The following is an 18081-nucleotide window of genomic DNA, read 5'->3' on the forward strand; positions in this document are numbered from 1 at the left end:
GCGGGGCACCTTTCGTCCGTGAATTAGGTGCCCGAGCTGCGGCCTCGGCCGGGGCTGGCGGCGCGGCGGGAGAAGGCGCGGCGAATGCCGGCGGCGGCGCGGGCGATACGGCTGCGCATTAGGACTCACCTCCTTCTTCGTTGGTGGGCATGGGGATTCCGAGGGCGCGGGCGACGGCGTAGCCATCGAGGTACTTGTCTCCGATGGCCATCAGCCGGGCCGCCTGCAGGAAGGCCTCTTTGTCTTCGCGGGTGCGGAAGCAGACGGCGAACCAGTACTCGGAGTCGGTGGCCAGGCGGAAGCGTTCGTCCTCGCGCTTGGTGCGTTCCCGGAAGCCTTTGGCCAGGGCGTCGAGCTCTGCGGCGGAGTCGGTTTCCAGGTTGCCGGTGTACTCCACATTCGCGAGCGGGTCAGGTTCGGGTTCGGCGTTGAGCTGGGCCAGCAACTCGTCGTTGCTGGGGCCGCTGGGTGCGGCGCTGGCCTGTAATTGGGCGAGCAGGTCGTCATTGGGGTTGGAGTCCACGTCGGAAGATCTCCAGGTCGGCGAGGGGGAACCAGTCGAGGATGCGTTGGTAGTCGTCGGGGGCGTGCTCCTTGATGGGTGCGAGGAACCGGTAGTCCAGGCCGTCGAAGGATCGGTTGAACCAGTCGTACTCAGGTGGGAGTGGGCAGTCGTGGCGTTTGAGGGCGGCGCGAACATCGGCGATGCGCCAGTCCCAGACCGCGCTTACCTTGCGCAGGTGTTCACGCTTCGGGCCGTGGGTGACCATGGCCATGCGCCGGTTCGGAGAGTCCGCGGCGCGCACCCCGTCGGCGTTCCATGCCTGCGGAAGATCAAGGTCTTCACGCAGCATCCCGGCGATTTCTTCGTAGGTCGGTTCGGGCAGCTGTGCGGCTTCGATGATCGCCAGGCGTTCGGGCGGTCGGAACAGGAAGCTGTTGAGCCACCGATACAGCGACGGGTGCGGCAGGCTGAGGTTTCTCAGTTTTTGGTGAGTTGATCTGACGTGGTGGATGTCGAGGTGCTCGGCGTGGCGGCGTGAGTTGGCCTGAAGATGGAGGAAGCATCGGCGTTGCTTACAACCGCCCGTTGTCCGGGAGATTCGCCGATGCTTCCTGTGGGAACCATACCGTCTTGTTTGCTGTCGGTGTTGGAAGGGGTGCGTTCGGTGTTCACCGCGCCGACGTTCGCCACGTTCGTCTCGTTGGTGACCGGCCTGCTGGCAGCCACAGGCCCCCGGACGGTGACGGGAATGTGGAGCGCGGCCGGACTGGCGGGACGCTCCCACCACGCTCGGGCGCACCGGTTTTTCTCCCACGCGCGTTGGGATCTGGATTCGCTGGGGTTGCTGCTGGCCCGTCTGGTGGTGGCCCGTTTCGTCCCGGCCGGGCAGGCGGTGACGGTGGTGGTCGACGACACGTTGTTTCACCGCTATGGTGCCAAGACCCACGGGGTGTTCTGGCAGCACGACGGCTCGGCGAAGGGCCGCGATGGGATCGGGCGGGGTAACTGCTTCGTGGTTGTCGGACTCATCGTGACCGTGCCGTTTTTGACCAGGGCGGTCTGCCTGCCGGTTCTGTTCCGGTTGCATATCCCCAAATCCGGTGTCTCCAAGCCCGACGCGGCCCGGGCGCTGGTCGGGTTGCTCGCCCGCGCGTTCCCCGAACGCACCCTCCACGTGGTGGCCGACGCCGCTTACCGGGGACCGGCGTGGCGCACTCTGCCCGGCAACACCACGTTCACCACCCGCCTGGCAGCCAACGCCGTGCTGTATGCCCTACCGCCCGAGCCCACGGGCAAGCGCGGACAAGCGTTTGAGGTCGGCACCCCGGATCTCGTCGGGGTTGAGTTCGGGGCTGTATCCGGGCAGGAAGTGCATCTCGATCGCCTCAGCGTGCTTGGTGATCCATTGCTGGATGGTCTTGCGGCGGTGGACGGGGTGTCCGTCAACGATCAGGTGGACCTTGCGGTCCAGATGGCGGGTCAGCCGGTCCAGGAACCGCAGGAACACCTTGCCGTTGAACGAGCCGGTGTAGACGGTGAAGTACAGCTCGCCTTTGTTCCCGATCGCGCACATCGCGTTCACGCTGAACCGTTTGCCCGTTTTGCCCACCACCGGTGTCTGGCCCGCCGGTGCCCAGGTGCGGGCCACGGTGGCGTCGGAGCGGATCCCGGTCTGGTCCAGCCACAGGATCAGTGCGCCCTCGCGGCGGGCGCGGGCGGCGATGGCCGGGTAGTCCTCCTCCAGCCATCGGCGCACCGACTCGGGGTCCTGTTCATAGGCCTTGCGGATCGGTTTCTGCGGCGACAATCCCCAGGAACGCAGGTAGTTGCCGACGGTGCGCAGGTTCAACACGATGCCGTGGCGCACCCGGATCAGCTCGGCCACTGTCTTGCGGGTCCACACCAGGCCGGTCAGCCCGAACGTGGCCGGGGTGTGCTCGGCCACCGCATACCGCAGCTTGCGCTGCCGGCGGGCACTCAACGCTTTCTGCTCGCCGGGCTTGCGACCCCGGCGACGCCCGGTGAGACCCTTCGAGCCACGTTTCCGCCACGCCTGCACCCATCTGGACACCGACTGCGGGGCCACCGCGAACACCCGGGCCGCCTCGACCTGCGTCATCCCACCATGAACAGCAGCGACCACCCTGCGCCGCAGATCCTCCTGCGCCTCAGGCGACAACCTCCGCGTGTCCCGCACACCAGCGATCATGCCAGAACAACGAAGATCACACCTATAAGTTCCCGATCAATACACCGAAAACTTGACAGCCCCCGGCTTGGCGTGCTCAGGCTCCAAGACTGATCCGTCGGTGGCGACTGGGTTCTGCCTGCATTCCTTGCTGGTCACCATCTTCGCCCTGCCGACCGGCGCCGGCCGGGATGCCAGCACCGGCCTGCTGGCCCAGCGGGCATGACGTCCACGACGGAGCCGGCCCGGCGCAACTCCGCCGGGCTGGCTCCGCGGAGCGGTAGCCAGCGAAATGTTCACCCGCTACGGTCGGTGGCGACCTCGCAGGTGAGCTGGATTAGCCGTTGGACGTAGTCCTCGTCGGAGCGGGTCAGGGGAACGACGACCGACAGCACGCCGACGAGGGTGCGCTGCCGGTACACCGGCGCGGCCACGGACCAGGACTCATTCGTCGATTCGCGAGCGCTGTAGGCGTAACCCCGCGCCCTGACCTCGGCGCATTCGGCCCGAAGCGCGTCCAGCGACCGGTATTGGCCGCCGGACAGGGCGAAGCCGTCCGTGCCGGCAGGCAGGCCGACGGGCTGGTTCTCGGCGTTGTTGAAGGCCAGCAACGCCTTTCCTGCCGCGCCAAGGTAAACCGGGCCCCGTTCGCCGGGCAGGCAGACCCGCCGGACCAGCTTGCTGGATTCCGCGGACTCGATGCACAGCCGGTCGTCGCCGGCGCGGACGAAGAACGCGCTCGTCTCGTCCGCTCGCGCGTGCAGGTCCCGTACGGTGTCAGCGGCGATCGACCGGATGCCGGCCCACAGGTCGGTCGCGGAGATCATCGCGGTCAGCTCAGGGCCGGGAATGTAGGCGCCGTCGGTGTCCTGGCTGACATAGCCGGTGGCTTTCAAGGTACCGAGCAGGCGGGATGCAGTGCTGAGGCTCACCCCGGAATGCCCGGCCAGCGCGGTGAGCGTCTTCGGCCCGCGGGCGACCGCGGACAGCAGCGACAGCGCCCGCGTTACCGACCGGACCCCCCCGTTCGCACCGCTACTACTGTCCATCGCAGACACACTCCTCGGGACGGAACCTACCGGTCAGCTCGTAGTCCTCCAGCACCTCCGCGTACGGCGCGAAGTCGATGCCGCGCGCCCGCAGCCAGCCGTCGTCGAAATACGTGCTGGCGTACCGCTCGCCGCCGTCGCAGAGCAGGGTGACGATACTGCCCCGCTCACCCCTCTCCGCCATCAGCCGGGCCACGTGCAGCGCCGCCCAGACGTTGGTGCCGGTCGACGCGCCGACCCGGCGGCCGAGCCGATTCGAAGCCCAGCGCATGGCGGCGATCGAAGCCCCGTCCGGCACCCGGAGCATGTCGTCGACGACACCGGGGACGAACGATGGCTCGACCCGCGGGCGGCCGATCCCTTCGATACGCGAGGACGCGTCGGTCCGCACCGTCGGATCGTCACGAAGCCAGCTGTCGATGAACACGGAGTTCTCGGGATCGGCGACGAGCATGTGCGTGGGGTGCCGCCGGTACCGCAGATAGCGGCCGATGGTGGCGCACGAACCACCGGTGCCCGCGCTCAGTACAATCCAGGAGGGGATGGGATGTCGTTCTGCAGCCAACTGCGCGAAGATCGACTCAGCGATGTTGTTGTTGCCGCGCCAGTCCGTCGCACGCTCGGCGTGCGTGAATTGGTCGAGATAGTGGCCGCCCTTCTCGCGTGCCAGTCGCCGCGCCTCCTCGTAGACTTCCGCAGAGTGCTCCACGAAGTGGCACTGCCCGCCGAAGGACTCGATCAGCGAGATCTTCTCGCGGCTGGTGGCTGCGGGCATCACCGCCACGAACGGCAGACCCAGCAGCCGCGCGAAATACGCCTCGCTGACCGCGGTCGATCCGCTGGAAGCCTCGACTACGGTGGTGCCGGGTCCGAGCCAGCCGTTGCACAGGGCGTACAGGAACAGCGACCGGGCGAGCCGGTGCTTGAGACTGCCGGTCGGATGCACCGACTCGTCCTTTAGGTACAGGTCCACCCCGGGCATGCCTGGGAGCTCGAAGACATGCAGGTGGGTCTCCGCGCTGCGGTTGGCGTCCGCCTCGACTCTGCGGACAGCCTCGGCGATCCAGGCTCGGCGCTCGGAAACCCGGTTTATTGGGCGTGCGAGATGGCTTGACTTCGGTTTGACCACATGCTCATACTACTGCCAAGCGGAAGCGATACAACCACCAGATGGAAGTTGTCCGGATCCGGAGGAACCCCAGTTGCCCGGCATGCTCTCGCCTGACGATCAAGTGCAGATCCACCAGCTGCTCGCCTCGGTCGCGTACGTCCTCGACGCGCACGACTACGACCGGCTCGGCGACGTGTTCGCACCCGAGATCCGGTTCGACAACCCCGGCCGGCTCACCGCCGAGGGCCTGCCCGCGCTGATCGAGGCGTTCAAGGTCATCGCGACGCCCGCGCTGAGCCACCACATCACCAACGTGGTCGTCACCCCGGCCGGGCCGAACGAGGCCGCCTGCGTGTCCAAGGCACTGACGCTCCGCCAGGCCGGGGTCGCCGCCGCCGAGTACCGCGACATGGTTCGCCGCTGCGCCAACGGGTGGCGGATCTCCTCGCGCACCATTCGGCCGCTCGGCTAGGGGTCACTCGTGCGAAACTACGACGCGATCGTGATAGGAACTGGCCACAGTGGACTAATCGGTGCCTTCTACCTCGCCCGTGCCGGATGGCGGGTGCTGATGCTGGAGCGGCGGGACCTGGTCGGCGGCACCTGTGTCACCGAGGAGATCTTCCCGGGCTACCGCGGCAGCAGCGTGGCAAACGCCAGTCACAGCCTCGACCCGCAGATAATCCGGGACATGGAACTGGCCCGGTTCGGGCTGCGGTTCCGGCACCCCGAACTCGGTTCACTCACGATGTTCTCCGACGGACGCGCGCTGGCGCCCTGGCGCGACCGTGAGCGGCGGCACGCCGAGATCGTGAAGTTCGCCCGCAGCGAGCGTGATCCCGACGGCTTCTACGGCGTGCTCGACTTCTTCCGCACGGTGGCGCGGCAGATGGACGTGTCGTTCTACGATCCGCCCCCCAGTTTCGCGTCCGTGGCCGCACGGTTCCGGACGCCCGCGCAGCAGCGGGCGTTCGAGCAGGTAATGTTCGGATCCGTCGCCGACATCCTCGAAGAGCACCTCGACTCCCCTGAGCTGCAAGCGTTCTTCGCTGGGACCGCGGTGGCGACCAACCTCGTCGGCCCGCGTACCCCGGGCAGCGCATACTTGCTCCTGCAGCGTCCGCTGTGGGAGGAGTCGATGCGCCGCGCCGGCACCCAGGACGACAACGACCTGATGATGCGCAACAGCGCGCCCCTCGGCGGGATCGGTGCGGTCACCGGTGCGATGGCGGCGTCCTGCCGTGCCCTCGGAGTGGAGATCCGCACCGGCGCCGAGGTCACGAAGGTACTGTGCGAGGACGGGCGGGCGACGGGCGTGGTGCTCGCGGACGGGACCGAGTTCCGGGCACGGCGCGTGTTGTCCAACGCCAGCGCCAAACTGACGCTGACCCGGCTGCTCGGCCCGGCGGATCTGGGCGAGGAGCTCTACCGGCAGGCCGAAGCGATCTCGGTGAAGGGCTCGTCGGCGAAGGTGCACCTGGCGCTCGACGGCACCCCCCGGTTCGCGGCCGCGACCTCCGCCGAGGAGAACGAACTGTTCCTGGGCACCAACTTCCGGGTCGCGCCGAGCCTGGAGGTGTTGCAGCACGCCTATGCCAAGGCGGTGGCCGGGAGGTGGACCGACCGCCCGACGATCACCGGAATCATCGACTCGGCGCACGACCCGTCACTCACCCCGCCGGGCTGCCATTTCGTCAGCCTCAGCGTCCGTGGGGTGCCGTACCACCTGGCGCACGGCACGTGGGAAGAGCAGAAGGACGACCTGGGCAAGGCCGTCGTCGCGACGCTGGAGGAGCACATTCCGAACCTGTCGCAGGTGCTGGCGGACTACCACGTGTATTCCCCGCTCGACCTGGAGCGAGAGTTCGCGCTTCCGGAAGGCAACGGCGCGCACGGGGATATCGTGCCCGGCCACATCTTCGACTCCCGGCCGATGCCCGGCTGCGCCGGATCGCGCACCCCCGTCCCCGGCCTGTACCTGTGCGGGGTCGGCACCTGGCCCGGGAACTTCATGAGCGGCGTCACCGGCTACAACGCCGCCCGGCACATGCTTGCCGACGCCTGAGTCCACTGCAGAGGGAGACAAGCGACATGCACATCGGACGCGGCATCCCGCAGGGCAGGGAAACCGGGCTGCGGTCGTCGACGACCACCGGCCAGGTCTGGTCGGACATCGTGCTCAACGAGGCCGGAACCCGCGCACTTACCATGTATTTCGCGCCCGGCTCCCGCACGCACTGGCACCGGCACCAGGGTGGGCAGTTGCTGTACACGATCGCCGGGCAGGGTTGGATTCAGGAGCGTGACGGGGAAACGGCGACGCTCGGTCCTGGCGACGTGTGCTGGACCGAGCCCGGCGTGGAGCACTGGCACGGTGCCGCGCCGGACAGCCAGCTGATCCAGCTCGCCGTCCACTTCGGAGACGTCCAGTGGGGACCGGGTGTCGCGGACGAGGAGTACCGGTTGCCATGAGTACCACCACGCCCCCCAGCCGTGCCGCCGTCGAGCGTCTCGTGGGCAGCGCACCCGATGGCGACTGTTTCGACGTGTTCGAACCCGCGACCGGCGAACACCTCGCCCGAGTCACTGAATCATCCACTGTGGACATCGAGACCGCGATCTTCGCGGCGTCGGACGCATTGCCCAGCTGGGCGTCGATGCCGGGCTGGGAACGGTTCGAGGTGCTGCGGCGCTGCGTGAACGCATTGCGCGAGGTGGCCGACGAGCTCGCGGAGCTGATCTGCGCAGAGACCGGCAAACCGCTCGCCGAGGCCCGCGGCGAGGCGGCCAACACGATCCGTTTCTTCGAATGGTTCAGCCACGAAACCCTGCGGCTGCACGGTGAGTACTGGCCGGGGATCACCGGCGATCGCGACGCGGCCGTGCTACGCGAACCGGTCGGGGTCGTCGCTGCCATCACACCGTGGAATTTCCCGGCATTCCTGGTGGCGTGCAAGGTCGGCGCCGCCATCGCCGCCGGATGCACCGTGGTGCACAAGCCCGCGGAACAGACCCCGTTGACCGCACTCGCTCTCGCCGGGGTGTTCGAGCGGGCCGGGCTGCCTGCCGGGGTCTGGAACGTCGTGACCGCCAGCCGACCCGAGCAGGTCGGTGACGTGCTGCTGAGCGCGCCCGAGATCGCGTGCGTGAGTTTCACCGGCTCCCGCATGGTCGGCGAACGGATCATGCGGGCCGCGGCCGGTACGATCAAACGGGTCCTGCTCGAACTCGGGGGGAACTCGCCCGCTGTGGTGCTGGCGGACGCCGACCTCGACCTCACCGCCGCCCAGCTCGTGCGGGCGAGGTTCCTCAACGCGGGCCAGGCTTGCATGGCCGCCAACCGCGTCTACGCCGTCGAGCCGGTCTTCGACACCCTGGTCGAAAAGCTCCGCGAGCACACGGAAACCCTGCGCGTGGGTGACCCACGCGAGGCAGGCACGAACCTCGGACCGCTGATCGACCTGGCCGCCGTCAAGCGGCTCGAAGACCAGCTCGCCGCCGCCGTCGGCCAAGGCGGCAAGCTGGTCACCGGCGGTCGGCGGTCAAGCGAGAACGCCGTGAGCGCGTTCCTCGAGCCTGCCTTGATCGCCGCCCCCGGGGACGCTCCGCCCGCGGTGTTCAGGGAGGAGATGTTCGGGCCCGCGCTGGCTGTCGTCCGTTGCCGGGACGAAGAGGATGCCGTCCGGCTGGCGAACGCGACCGAATACGGCCTCGCCGGGTACGTCTTCACGCGTGACCGCCAGCGGGCGCTCGCCGTCGCACGCCGGCTGGTGGTCGGCTCGGTCGCGGTGAACCGCGCGCTGATCAGCGAACCGCAACTGCCCTTCGGCGGGGCCAAGGCAAGCGGGCTCGGTCGCGAGCGCGGCCGGGCCGGAGTCGAGGAGTTCCTCGAACTCAAAACGGTCCACTTAGGATAGCTGAGGAGAACACCTTGCCCGACAACGATGTATGCGTAGTCAATGCGCGGGTGGTCACAATGGACGACCGGCGCACGATCGCGGACTCCTTCCGCTTCTGCGACGGCGTCGTGGTCTCGGTCGGCGACCGGGAGAGCGTGCTACGCGTGCCCGGCGACCCCGAGATCGTCGATCTCCACGGCGCTACTGTCCTACCTGGACTCATCGACGCCCACTCACACCTGGAACTGCTCGCGTACGCGTGGGAGATCGCGGAGGACTGCCGCGCCGGCCGAGTTTCCTCGGTTGCAGCGATCGTGGACGTGTTGCGGGACAAGGCGAACAAGACCCCCGCCGGGGAGTGGGTGCTCGGGCAGGGCGAGCACTACCAGCACCTCAAACTCACCGAAGGACGGTATCCCGACCGGCACGACCTCGACCAGGTCAGCGTGAACCATCCGGTCATGTACCGCGCCAGCTACCACCTAAACGTCTTCAACTCCCGAGGGCTGCGCGTGCTCGGCGTTGACGACCACACCCCGGACGCGCCAGGCGGCCGGATCGAGCGGGACACGGACGGCACCGCGACCGGGCGCACCTACGACATGTTCGCCGCTCTCGGCGGACCCCAGCCGCCCCTCGGAGCTCTCATCGACGGCATCAAGCGGGCACAGCAGCGGTATCTCAGCGTCGGCGTCACCGCGCTGGGCGACATCCTGCTGCACACCGAGGGCCTCGACGCGCTGCTCACGCTCGAAGACGATCTCCTGCTCCGCACCGCCGTCTATCCGAAGCTGCCCACCATACTGTCCAAAGAGGACATTACATCGGGCCGGCTCGGCGCGCACTTCGCCACGGCCGATCCGGCACGCCTGCGGCTCAACGGCGTCAAGATCTTCCTCGACGGTGGGCTCACCGCGGGCGCGGCCGCGCTCCACGACGACTACCCCGGTCAGCCCGGCTATCGTGGCGAACTGGCCTTCACCGACGAGGAGGTCCGCGAGATCGTCCGCATCGTCGACGACGCCGACCTGCAGATCGCCATGCACGCCATCGGCGACCGCGCGCTCGACCAGGCGATCGACGCCGTTGAAGCGCTGCCCGAAGCCCGGCACGGCGTGCTGCGGCACCGGATCGAGCATGCCGGCAACATGTTCATGACAAGCGAGCGGGTCAAGCGACTCGCCCGGGCCGGGATCGTCCCGGTGCCACAGCCGGCGTTCCTGCTCACTACCGCGCCCGGCTACGTCAAGCACCTCGGGCGGGATCGGATCGGCCCGGTGATGCCGTTCCGCACATTGATCGACGCGGGCCTGCCCGTCCCGGGCAACTCCGACGCCATCGGCATCACCCCCGACCAGCATCACCCGTTCCCCGCGATGCAGGCCGCGATCTCGCGCCGCAGCCAGGACGGGGCGGTGCTCGACCCGCAGGAGGCAATCACGGTCGACGAGGCGATCGCGATGTACACCCGATGGGCGGCCTACTCACTCGGCCGCGAGAACGAGATCGGCTCGATCGAAATCGGCAAGCACGCCGACTTCGTCGTCACCGGGGCGGACCCGTTGACCGCGCCGGACCTGGGTGCGATCACCGTCGAGGCGACGTGGCTGGGCGGCCGGAAGGTCTACTCGCGATGACCACCCGGGCCGCACTGCCGGAGGTCCCGCTCGCCACGAAGCCGGGCCTCGGCCGAACGCTGCGCGGGAGCTCGCTGTGGCTGTGCGTCCCGGCAGCCCTGTTCATCGTGGTCGTGTACGTCGTGCCGCTCGCCGTGCTGCTGGTCAGGAGCTTCACCGACCCCACTGTCGGTCTGCACAACTACGGTGCGGTGTTCGAGAACTTCGGGTATGTCTGGACGATCCTGCGCACCATCGGGATCTCCGCGATGGCCACCGCGCTGAGCCTGCTGCTCGGGTACCCGCTGGCGCACGTCATGGTCACCGCCGGGCCGGGGTGGCGGAAGTTCCTGATGTTCTGCGTGATCACCCCGTACGTCACGAGTGTACTGGTGCGCAGCTTCGCCTGGCAGGTGATTCTCGGCCGCCAGGGACTGGTGAACAAGCTGACCGAGGTGCTCGGCCTGGGCACGCACGACCTGCTGTTCAGCCCGTTCGCCGTCGCGGTCGGGCTGACGCACTACATGCTCCCGCTGATGATCCTGCCGCTGACCAGCGTGATGCGGCATGTCCCGGCGAACCTCGTGCCCGCCGCGCAGAGCCTCGGCGCCGCGCCCGCCACGGCGTTCATACGGATCTACCTGCCGCAGACCAAACCGGGGATCGAAGCCGGGGTCGTGCTGTGCTTCGTCTACGGCGTAGGCGCGTTCGTGATCCCGGCCATCCTCGGCGGCAACTCCGGCGCGATGCTCGGCGTGACGCTCCAGGCGGCGATCGCGCAGCGAGCGGACTACGGTTTCGCCGCGGCCGCCGCCACCCTCCTCGCGCTGTGTGTGCTGGGTGTCGTGGCGCTGTACAAATGGCGCTTCGGCGGTTCTCTGGAAACCCTTGCGGCGCCGCGGAACGCGGCCCAGTCCGGCGCCACCGTTCCCGGCCGGACCTCGGCGGGCGTGCTCACGCGGATGCTGGCCGTGCTGGTCCGGCCGCTCGACACCAGCGGGATCTCGCGCGCGGGCTGGCTGCTCAAGGCGTACAGCCTCGTGGTCGGGCTGCTGCTCCTGCTGCCCCAGTTCATCGCGATCCCGGTGTCGCTGTCGTCGTCGCGCGCGATGGTGGTGCCGCCGCCCGGCTGGTCGCTCCAGTGGTACCGCAACCTCGCCGACGCGGCGTGGAGTGAACCGATCGTCACGTCGCTTCAGGTCGCGGCCGTGGCCGCTGTGCTCGCCACCACGCTGGGCACGCTGGCCGCCCTCGGCGTGGCGCGCAGCGGCCTGAGCAGACTCGGCGGGCTGACCAACACGCTCATGCTGGTACCGCTGCTGTTTCCCACGGTGGTCGCGGCGGCGGCGATGTTCGTCGCGTTCCTCCCGCTGTATCTCACCGACAGCCGCACCGGACTGATTCTCGCCCACACCGCGCTTGCCATCCCGTTCGCGTTCATCGTCGTGCTGGCGAGCGCGCGCAAACTCGACCCGAAACTCGAACAGGCCGCGGCGAGCCTCGGCGCCCGGCCGTGGAAGCGGCTGACCCGGGTCCTGGTGCCGCTGCTGCGACAGTCCATTGTGGTCGCCCTGTTCCTCGCGTTCATCGCCTCGTTCGACGAGACGTCAATAGCGATCTTCCTCAGCGGCGTGCGGGTCAGCACGCTACCGGTTCAGATGTATGACTCGCTGACGATCCAGAGCGACCCGACGATCGCCGCGGCCGCGGTCGTGATCATGGCGCTGGCCGGGGCCGGCGTCGGACTGGCGCCCCTGCTGGCCGCTTTGGGCTCCCGGAAGGGCAGGAAGAAATGACGAGCGCGGTCACCAGAGCGACGACGGCCCGGCGCGGCTCAGTGAGCCTGCGCGGGCTGACCAAGGAGTACGCCGGCGCACGGGCGGTCGACGGGATCGACCTGGACATTCCGGCGGGCGAGTTCTTCACCCTGCTCGGCCCGTCGGGCTGCGGCAAGACAACGACGCTGATGATGCTCGCCGGGTTCGTGCAACCGTCCGGTGGCGGCGTGCTCATCGACGGCCGGGACGTCGCGAACGTCCCGCCGACCCATCGCGACATCGGCATGGTGTTCCAGAACTACGCGCTGTTCCCGCATCTGACCGTGTTCCAGAACCTGGCTTTTCCGCTGGAGATGCGGCGGCTGCGGCGTCCGGAGATCGCCCGCCGGGTCAGCGAAGCGCTTAAGCTGGTCCGGCTGGAACAGTGGGCGGACAGTTATCCAGGTCAGCTTTCGGGCGGTCAGCAGCAACGCGTCGCGGTCGCTCGCGCGGTCGTGTTCAACCCACCGGTGTTGCTGATGGACGAACCGCTGGGCGCACTGGATCGCAAGCTGCGCATGCAGCTACAGCTGCAAATCCGGAGCCTGCAACGGGAACTCGGGCTGACGGTGGTCTACGTGACGCACGACCAGGACGAGGCCATGTCCATGTCAGACCGCGTCGCGATCATGCGCCAGGGCCGGATCGAACAGGTCGGCACACCCGCGGAACTGTACGAGACCCCGGTGTCGATCTTCGTCGCCGACTTCCTCGGCGACAACAACACGATCCCCGCCCGGATCGTGGACGACGGTCACGTCAGCGTGGGAGACGTCGTGCTTTCCGTGCCGGCCCACGGGCTGGCCGAGGGCGCGGACGGCGTCGTGCTGATTCGGCCGGAGCGAATCCAGATCAGCGACCGGCCGGCAACGTTCTCCGGTGTCGTCCACGAGGCCGTCTATCTCGGCGGTACCAGCCAGTACGAGGTTGACGTGCCCGGAGCCGGGAGGCTCCGGTGCTCGGTCAGCCACAACGGGAGTCACACGGTCTGGGAACCCGGCCGGCGCGTCGGCGTTGAGCTGCCAGCCGGGTCAATTCGTGTCATGCCTAGGTCGGAGAAGGAGTAACGGAAATGACCACACACGAGCCGATCGGGCGCCGACACTTCCTGCGCCTGGGTGCTATGGCCTCCGGCACGGTGCTCGGCGCCGGTTTCCTGTCCGCCTGCGGTGGTGGTGGCGGCGGCGCGTCGAGCGAGCTGGTCTACGCCGGGTACGGCGGTTCCTACCAGGACGGTATCAAGTCAGCGATGTTCGACCCCTTTACCCAGTCGACAGGGATCGGCGTCAAGTACACCGCGGACGCCAACGACGTCACGAAACTGATTTCGCTGGCCACCGCGGGCCGTTCACAGGACGACATCGCTGACGCGCAAGGCCCCGCGCTCGCCCAGCTGCGCGCCAGCGGCGCGCTGGAGAAGCTCGACCGGACCGTGGTGACCCACGAGGACGTGGTCAACCCCAGCCTGATCACCGAGTACAGCATTCCGTACTACCAGTTCAGTCACAACATCTTCTGGAACGCCTCGATGGTGTCCGGCCAAATGAACTCGTGGGCCGACGTCTGGGACGTGCGGAAGTTCCCTGGCAAGCGCGGTTTCCAGCGACTGCCGTGGTTCACCCTGGAAATCGCGCTACTGGCGGACGGCGTGGCGATGGACCGTCTCTACCCGCTCGACGTCGACCGGGCCTTCCGCAGCCTTGACCGGATCAAACCGAACGCGGTGTTCCTGGACAACAACTCGCTCACCAACGCCGTGTCCACCGGCGAACTGGTCACCGCGGACCTGAACTTGTCGCGCGTGAAGACGATCATCAAAAGCGGGGTCAAACTGGAATACACGTGGAACCAGGCGATGGTCGACGTGGAACAACTGGTGGTGCTCCGCGGCGGTGCCAGCCGCGACGCCGCGATGAAGGCGGTCCAGTATTCACTCGAACCGGAGACACAGCTGCGGATCATACGCACCCTCGGCTACACGCCCACGTCTAAGGCCGCCCTCGCCCAAATCCCGGCGGCCGACGCGAAAGACCTGCCGGGCACCGCCGAAACCGTGGGCACCAGCTTCTACCTCAACGCGTCCTGGTGGGCGGACAACTACAAGACCGTGTCCACCAAGTTCCAGGGCTGGCTCACCTCCTGAGCCGCAGGCCACGTGCACGGAGTCACCACGCGTCCTGACGCTGGAGCTCCCTACCGTGGACGATGACGGCCCAGATGACGACCAGGTCGACGGCGATGATGACCATGCACCACACCGGGTATACGGACAGGAAAGCCAGCTGCGCCAAGGCGTTCAGTGCCGCCAGCACCACGGCCACGACCCGCGCCCAGGCGGCGCCGTTGAACAGGAAGATGCCGGCTGAGGTGCTCCGGATCCTCCGGACAGTGGTTCTTAGAGCGTTATTCACGTGCGTTAGCCCAGCTGTTTCGCGCGGGTTGGTGTGACATGGGTCGGAAGTAGGGCGAAGTGCCTGCCTTGTAAGGGAAACTGGGGCTTGTTGAGTGTCCGGTCCGCCGAACGGGAAGGCACTTCGCGGGTGAAGGGTAGCAAGGGGTCGAAGCCGGTCAGGGTCAGCGCCGATGGGCGTGGTGTGGTGTCGCATGCTGGGTGGGGATGTTGCGGGAGTTGGCCGAGGACATCGGACTGATCGCAGGGGTGAATGAGGCGTTGGCCGCGCTGCGCTACGGGACCATCTCGATCAACTGCTGGACGGGCGTCGGCTACCTGAGCCCGACCGTGCCGTGGGGCGGCTCCCCGGGCCATCGGCTCGACGACATCCAGAGCGGCATCGGCGTGATCCACAACGCGCTGCTACCAGCGACCGAGCGCACGATCGTTTCGGGCCCCTTCCGCCCGTTCCCGCGGTCCGTCCTCCACGGCGAGATGGCACTCGCGCCGACCAGGCCCGGGTTCTCCCAGGCGAACGACGCGTAGGTCTCGACCAGGGATCCCAGCGCTGAGTCGGCGTCAGTTGAGCGGGCCAGGATCCTGTCCAGGGTGAGCTGCAGGTAGCCGTCCGCCCGGGTGAGTGCGGTGAGAAGCAGGTCGCCTCTTCCCGGCGTTCCATGCCTCACTTAGCATCATGAGCTTTAATAGCCGCGTTCCGAAAATAGCAAAATTCGGATGGCTCCTGTGCCGGTCGCGGATGGTGGGGAGGATGCGGTGGACATCAAGCAGCTCAAGGCGCTCGTGACAGTCGCCGAGGCGGGCAGCGTCACCCGGGCAGCTGAACTGCTCCACCTGGTCCAGCCTGCGGTCACCCGGCAGATCCGCACGCTGGAGCAGGAGTTGGGCGTCGTCCTGTTCGAGCGGATCCGTCAGGGCATGCGGCCCACTGAGGCCGGGGCGGTGATGGTCGACCGTGCACGGCGGGCTCTGAACGAACTCGAACGGGCTCGGGCCGAGGTGCAGCCGACACCGGGTGTGGTGACGGGGGTGGTAACCGTCGGTCTGCTCGAAAGCGCGACCGACCTGCTCGCCGAACCGCTGGTGTCCGCCATAGCGCGGGAGCAACCCGGAATCGAGTTGCGGTTGATGACTGCGTACTCGGGATATCTGCAGCAGTGGCTCGACGACGGTGATCTGGACGTGACCCTGATGTACAACCTGGCCAGCACCCCGTCGCTGAACGCGCACCGGTTGGTGGGGGAGCGCCTGTGGGCGGTCGCGCAGGCGGCCGACGGGCTGCGGCCCGAGCAGCCCATTTCGTTCTCCGAGGCCGCCGGGCATCCACTTGTCATGCCGACGGCCGGTCACGCCCTGCGGTCGCTGATCGACTCGGCCGCTGCGCGAGCCGGTGTCGACATGGACGTGGTCGTGCAGACGAACTCCATGCGGGTGCAGAAGCAACTCGTCCTGGCCGGCTATGGCTGGACCATCCTGCCTGGGGTGGGCATCGCCGAGGACGTCGCCCGCGGTTCGCTCAGCGCTGCGCCGCTGTGCGAGCCCGACGTGCGGCGCTCGATCGTCCTCGGAACGCAGCGAAGTGGGCGCACACCACCTGCCGTGGAGGTGGTGGCCCGCGAGATCACCCGGCAGGTCCGCCTGGCCGTGCGGGACGGTCGTTGGCCTTCAGCCGAGTGGCAGGCCAACAGTGGCGCTGCGGGGGACGAATGATCCGGTTGCGCTGAATCCAGCCCGCCAGGAAACGCGCGCTGACTGTTCCGGTTTTCGGCACCGATGCCGCCAATGCATGATGCCATCAGGACTTTCTATTGTTCTGCGGACCTCATCAGTGCACATGATGTGTGCCACGAACCGAGTAACGCATCCCGGACGGAAAGCGCATGCACAACACCGCGGACACGCTCGACAAGTATGTGGAAGGGTGGACTCCGGCTCCGGTCACCGATGAGGACCCGATGCCGGCCGGTCCCGCCACGGCGATGTCGGCGTTGCTGGACCAACCCGAACTCGTCGCGGAGTTCGGTGACCCGCTGCCGCCGCTGTGGCACTGGGTCTACTTCCTGCACTGGCCGAGGCAGCACGAGCTTGGCGCCGACGGCCACCCGAGCGGCGGACACTTCCTGCCACCCATCCCGGACCGGCAGCGGATGTTCGCCGGTGGCCGCTGCGAGATTCTCGACCCGCTGCGGCTCGGCACGCCGGCCGAGCGCATCGCCAGCCTGAAGAACGTGGCCGTCAAGCGCGGCAGGACCGGTGAGATGGTGTTCGTCACCCAACACAACGAATTCCGCCAGCACGGCCGCACGTGTCTGATCGAGGAACTGGACATCGTCTACCGGTCGGGTCGCAGCGCGGCGGAGCACCCCGCATCGCTGGACACCACCGTCGCACCGCAGCCCGACGGGGCGTGGCATCTCGGCGCTCAGCCCGATTCGACGCTGCTGTTCCGCTTCAGCGCCCTCACCGCGAACGCACACCGCATCCACTACGACACCCCATACGTGCGGGGAGAGGAAGGCTATCCAGGCCTGGTCGTGCACGGCCCGCTGCTGGCAGTGCTGATGATGGAACTCGTGCGCCGCAACGCATCCCAGCAGGTGCGTTCCCTGTCGTTCAGGCTACGCAGCCCCGTGTTCGCGGGCGAGCAACTGGCGGCGTGCGGAACACCGGTGGAAGAAGGTGTGGACCTGCATGTCGCGACCCACCGCGAGGCACGGCACGCCACCGCGGAGGTGATGTTCGCCTGCCCCTGACTCGAGAGCGGATCGCTTCAGCCCGCAGCTTCCTGTTCGTACCCGGCCACCGGCCTGACCGGTTCGCCAAGGCCCTCCACTCCGGTGCCGACGTGGTCATCATCGACCTCGAAGACGCCGTCGCCGGTGAGGACAAAGACCGCGCCCGAGGCCACGTCGGCGAGTGGCTCGAGCACGGGAACAAGGCCGCCGTCCGGATCAACCCGCCCGGGGACTCCCTGGTTCGAGGACGATCTCGCGACCGCGGTCCGCCATGGGGGTCCGATCATGGCGCCCAAGGCAGACGTCATTGGGCGTAGTGCTTCAAGAAGGGTTCGCTGGCTGTGAGCTGGGGTTTCGTCGGGCAGTCAGGCTGCTTGGCGGTACTCGTTGATGAGTCCTGCCACGGTTTGTAGGCGTTCGATCCGAGCTGTCGGCGGCGGTATGACGTTCGGGTTGTCGAGGGGTGCCCGTTGGTCGCTGGCACTGGTGGGCCTATGGGTGTTGAAGTGGCAGGCGTATTCCTGGAGGTTCTTCTCCGCGTGGCCCCTGTCGAAGATCAGCATCCGTTGGTGCACTCCTCGCGAACGGAGCGTATGAATCGTTCCGCGTGCGGGTTGCAGTTGGGGCTGCGCGGCGGGATCTTCGCGACGGTGCTGCCTTCGCTGGCGATGATTGTGTCGAAGGCGGCGGTGAACTTCGCGTCGCGGTCGCGGATGAGGTACTGAATGTGGCGGCACGGTCGCCGAGTTGC

The 18081-nt window shown here is 67.8% G+C and carries 21 protein-coding genes and 1 pseudogene; 14 read left to right on the forward strand and 8 right to left on the reverse strand.

All coding sequences use genetic code 11. The features are described 5' to 3' along the window. Positions 1–118 precede the first annotated feature (118 nt). The 3 genes from ACRXBZ_RS34310 to ACRXBZ_RS34320 all read right to left on the reverse strand — a co-directional run bounded on the left by ACRXBZ_RS34310 (position 119) and on the right by ACRXBZ_RS34320 (position 1195). Positions 119–523 carry a hypothetical protein gene (locus ACRXBZ_RS34310; protein WP_433882604.1) on the reverse strand — a complete coding sequence of 135 codons (405 nt, stop codon included), beginning with the start codon at positions 521–523 and terminating at the stop codon, positions 119–121. Then, positions 504–854 (reverse strand): hypothetical protein, encoded by a 351-nt coding sequence (locus ACRXBZ_RS34315; RefSeq protein WP_433882605.1) that lies wholly within the window; start codon positions 852–854, stop codon positions 504–506. The genes ACRXBZ_RS34310 and ACRXBZ_RS34315 overlap by 20 nt, the downstream gene beginning before the upstream one ends. A 128-nt stretch (positions 855–982) precedes the next feature. Then, on the reverse strand, positions 983–1195 hold the full coding sequence (locus ACRXBZ_RS34320; protein ID WP_433882606.1) for a hypothetical protein: 213 nt from the start codon (positions 1193–1195) through the stop codon (positions 983–985). On the opposite strand from ACRXBZ_RS34320, the pseudogene ACRXBZ_RS34325 reads away from it, so the two are divergent. Further along, positions 1110–1751 (forward strand): annotated as a pseudogene (locus ACRXBZ_RS34325) (transposase); the annotation flags it as partial. The gene ACRXBZ_RS34320 and the pseudogene ACRXBZ_RS34325 sit on opposite strands and share 86 nt — an antisense overlap. A 27-nt stretch (positions 1752–1778) precedes the next feature. On the opposite strand, the gene ACRXBZ_RS34330 reads toward ACRXBZ_RS34325, so the two are convergent. The 3 genes from ACRXBZ_RS34330 to ACRXBZ_RS34340 all read right to left on the reverse strand — a co-directional run bounded on the left by ACRXBZ_RS34330 (position 1779) and on the right by ACRXBZ_RS34340 (position 4871). Beyond that, positions 1779–2714 (reverse strand): IS630 family transposase, encoded by a 936-nt coding sequence (locus ACRXBZ_RS34330; protein ID WP_433882607.1) that lies wholly within the window; start codon positions 2712–2714, stop codon positions 1779–1781. A 275-nt stretch (positions 2715–2989) separates the two neighbouring features. Continuing rightward, positions 2990–3742 carry an IclR family transcriptional regulator gene (locus ACRXBZ_RS34335; RefSeq protein ID WP_168587467.1) on the reverse strand — a complete coding sequence of 251 codons (753 nt, stop codon included), beginning with the start codon at positions 3740–3742 and terminating at the stop codon, positions 2990–2992. After that, positions 3732–4871 carry a PLP-dependent cysteine synthase family protein gene (locus ACRXBZ_RS34340; RefSeq protein ID WP_433882608.1) on the reverse strand — a complete coding sequence of 380 codons (1140 nt, stop codon included), beginning with the start codon at positions 4869–4871 and terminating at the stop codon, positions 3732–3734. Before ACRXBZ_RS34340 ends, ACRXBZ_RS34335 begins: the two co-directional genes overlap by 11 nt. A gap of 82 nt (positions 4872–4953) precedes the next feature. Here ACRXBZ_RS34340 and ACRXBZ_RS34345 point away from each other — a divergent pair, with 82 nt between their 5' ends. Genes ACRXBZ_RS34345 through ACRXBZ_RS34380 form a run of 8 tightly spaced genes read left to right on the forward strand, consistent with a single transcriptional unit; the run spans position 4954 to position 14328 of the window. Further along, the gene (locus ACRXBZ_RS34345) at positions 4954–5325 is read left to right on the forward strand and encodes a nuclear transport factor 2 family protein (RefSeq protein ID WP_433884061.1); all 372 of its coding nucleotides are present in this window, start codon (positions 4954–4956) and stop codon (positions 5323–5325) included. A gap of 9 nt (positions 5326–5334) precedes the next feature. Then, on the forward strand, positions 5335–6918 hold the full coding sequence (locus ACRXBZ_RS34350; RefSeq protein WP_433882609.1) for a phytoene desaturase family protein: 1584 nt from the start codon (positions 5335–5337) through the stop codon (positions 6916–6918). A gap of 26 nt (positions 6919–6944) precedes the next feature. Continuing rightward, positions 6945–7325 carry a cupin domain-containing protein gene (locus ACRXBZ_RS34355; RefSeq protein ID WP_168587471.1) on the forward strand — a complete coding sequence of 127 codons (381 nt, stop codon included), beginning with the start codon at positions 6945–6947 and terminating at the stop codon, positions 7323–7325. Further along, positions 7322–8770, forward strand: coding sequence for an aldehyde dehydrogenase family protein (locus ACRXBZ_RS34360; protein WP_433882610.1), 1449 nt, complete (start codon positions 7322–7324; stop codon positions 8768–8770). The genes ACRXBZ_RS34355 and ACRXBZ_RS34360 overlap by 4 nt, the downstream gene beginning before the upstream one ends. Positions 8771–8784: 14 nt before the next feature. After that, a complete protein-coding gene (locus tag ACRXBZ_RS34365; protein ID WP_433882611.1) occupies positions 8785–10389 on the forward strand; it encodes an amidohydrolase in 1605 nt (534 codons plus the stop codon). Further along, entirely contained in the window at positions 10386–12164 is a 1779-nt protein-coding gene (locus ACRXBZ_RS34370; RefSeq protein ID WP_433882612.1) for an ABC transporter permease subunit, read from the forward strand. Before ACRXBZ_RS34365 ends, ACRXBZ_RS34370 begins: the two co-directional genes overlap by 4 nt. After that, positions 12161–13252 (forward strand): ABC transporter ATP-binding protein, encoded by a 1092-nt coding sequence (locus ACRXBZ_RS34375; protein WP_433882613.1) that lies wholly within the window; start codon positions 12161–12163, stop codon positions 13250–13252. Before ACRXBZ_RS34370 ends, ACRXBZ_RS34375 begins: the two co-directional genes overlap by 4 nt. A gap of 5 nt (positions 13253–13257) precedes the next feature. Then, complete coding sequence (locus tag ACRXBZ_RS34380; RefSeq protein WP_433882614.1) at positions 13258–14328, forward strand: ABC transporter substrate-binding protein; 1071 nt, start codon at positions 13258–13260, stop codon at positions 14326–14328. Between the two features lie 22 nt (positions 14329–14350). On the opposite strand, the gene ACRXBZ_RS34385 is transcribed toward ACRXBZ_RS34380, so the two are convergent. Next, positions 14351–14596 carry a DUF7144 family membrane protein gene (locus tag ACRXBZ_RS34385; RefSeq protein ID WP_433882615.1) on the reverse strand — a complete coding sequence of 82 codons (246 nt, stop codon included), beginning with the start codon at positions 14594–14596 and terminating at the stop codon, positions 14351–14353. Between the two features lie 206 nt (positions 14597–14802). Between ACRXBZ_RS34385 and ACRXBZ_RS34390 the strand changes: the two genes are divergently transcribed. From ACRXBZ_RS34390 to ACRXBZ_RS34405, 4 genes are all read left to right on the forward strand, one after another. After that, the gene (locus ACRXBZ_RS34390; RefSeq protein WP_433882616.1) at positions 14803–15123 is read left to right on the forward strand and encodes a hypothetical protein; all 321 of its coding nucleotides are present in this window, start codon (positions 14803–14805) and stop codon (positions 15121–15123) included. 189 nt (positions 15124–15312) lie between these two features. Then, positions 15313–16305 carry a LysR family transcriptional regulator gene (locus ACRXBZ_RS34395; RefSeq protein WP_433882617.1) on the forward strand — a complete coding sequence of 331 codons (993 nt, stop codon included), beginning with the start codon at positions 15313–15315 and terminating at the stop codon, positions 16303–16305. A 170-nt stretch (positions 16306–16475) separates the two neighbouring features. After that, positions 16476–17348, forward strand: coding sequence for an HTD2 family dehydratase (locus ACRXBZ_RS34400; protein WP_433882618.1), 873 nt, complete (start codon positions 16476–16478; stop codon positions 17346–17348). Further along, a complete protein-coding gene (locus tag ACRXBZ_RS34405) occupies positions 17252–17647 on the forward strand; it encodes an aldolase/citrate lyase family protein (RefSeq protein WP_433882619.1) in 396 nt (131 codons plus the stop codon). The genes ACRXBZ_RS34400 and ACRXBZ_RS34405 overlap by 97 nt, the downstream gene beginning before the upstream one ends. A 48-nt stretch (positions 17648–17695) precedes the next feature. Here the strand turns inward: ACRXBZ_RS34405 and ACRXBZ_RS34410 are convergent, their stop codons facing one another. After that, a complete protein-coding gene (locus tag ACRXBZ_RS34410; RefSeq protein WP_433882620.1) occupies positions 17696–17893 on the reverse strand; it encodes a hypothetical protein in 198 nt (65 codons plus the stop codon). A gap of 30 nt (positions 17894–17923) precedes the next feature. Here ACRXBZ_RS34410 and ACRXBZ_RS34415 point away from each other — a divergent pair, with 30 nt between their 5' ends. Next, on the forward strand, positions 17924–18055 hold the full coding sequence (locus ACRXBZ_RS34415; RefSeq protein WP_433882621.1) for a hypothetical protein: 132 nt from the start codon (positions 17924–17926) through the stop codon (positions 18053–18055). Positions 18056–18081 lie beyond the last annotated feature (26 nt).

This window comes from Saccharopolyspora hattusasensis (assembly GCF_050972075.1).
In the GTDB taxonomy this organism is placed as follows: Bacteria; Actinomycetota; Actinomycetes; order Mycobacteriales; family Pseudonocardiaceae; genus Saccharopolyspora; species Saccharopolyspora hattusasensis.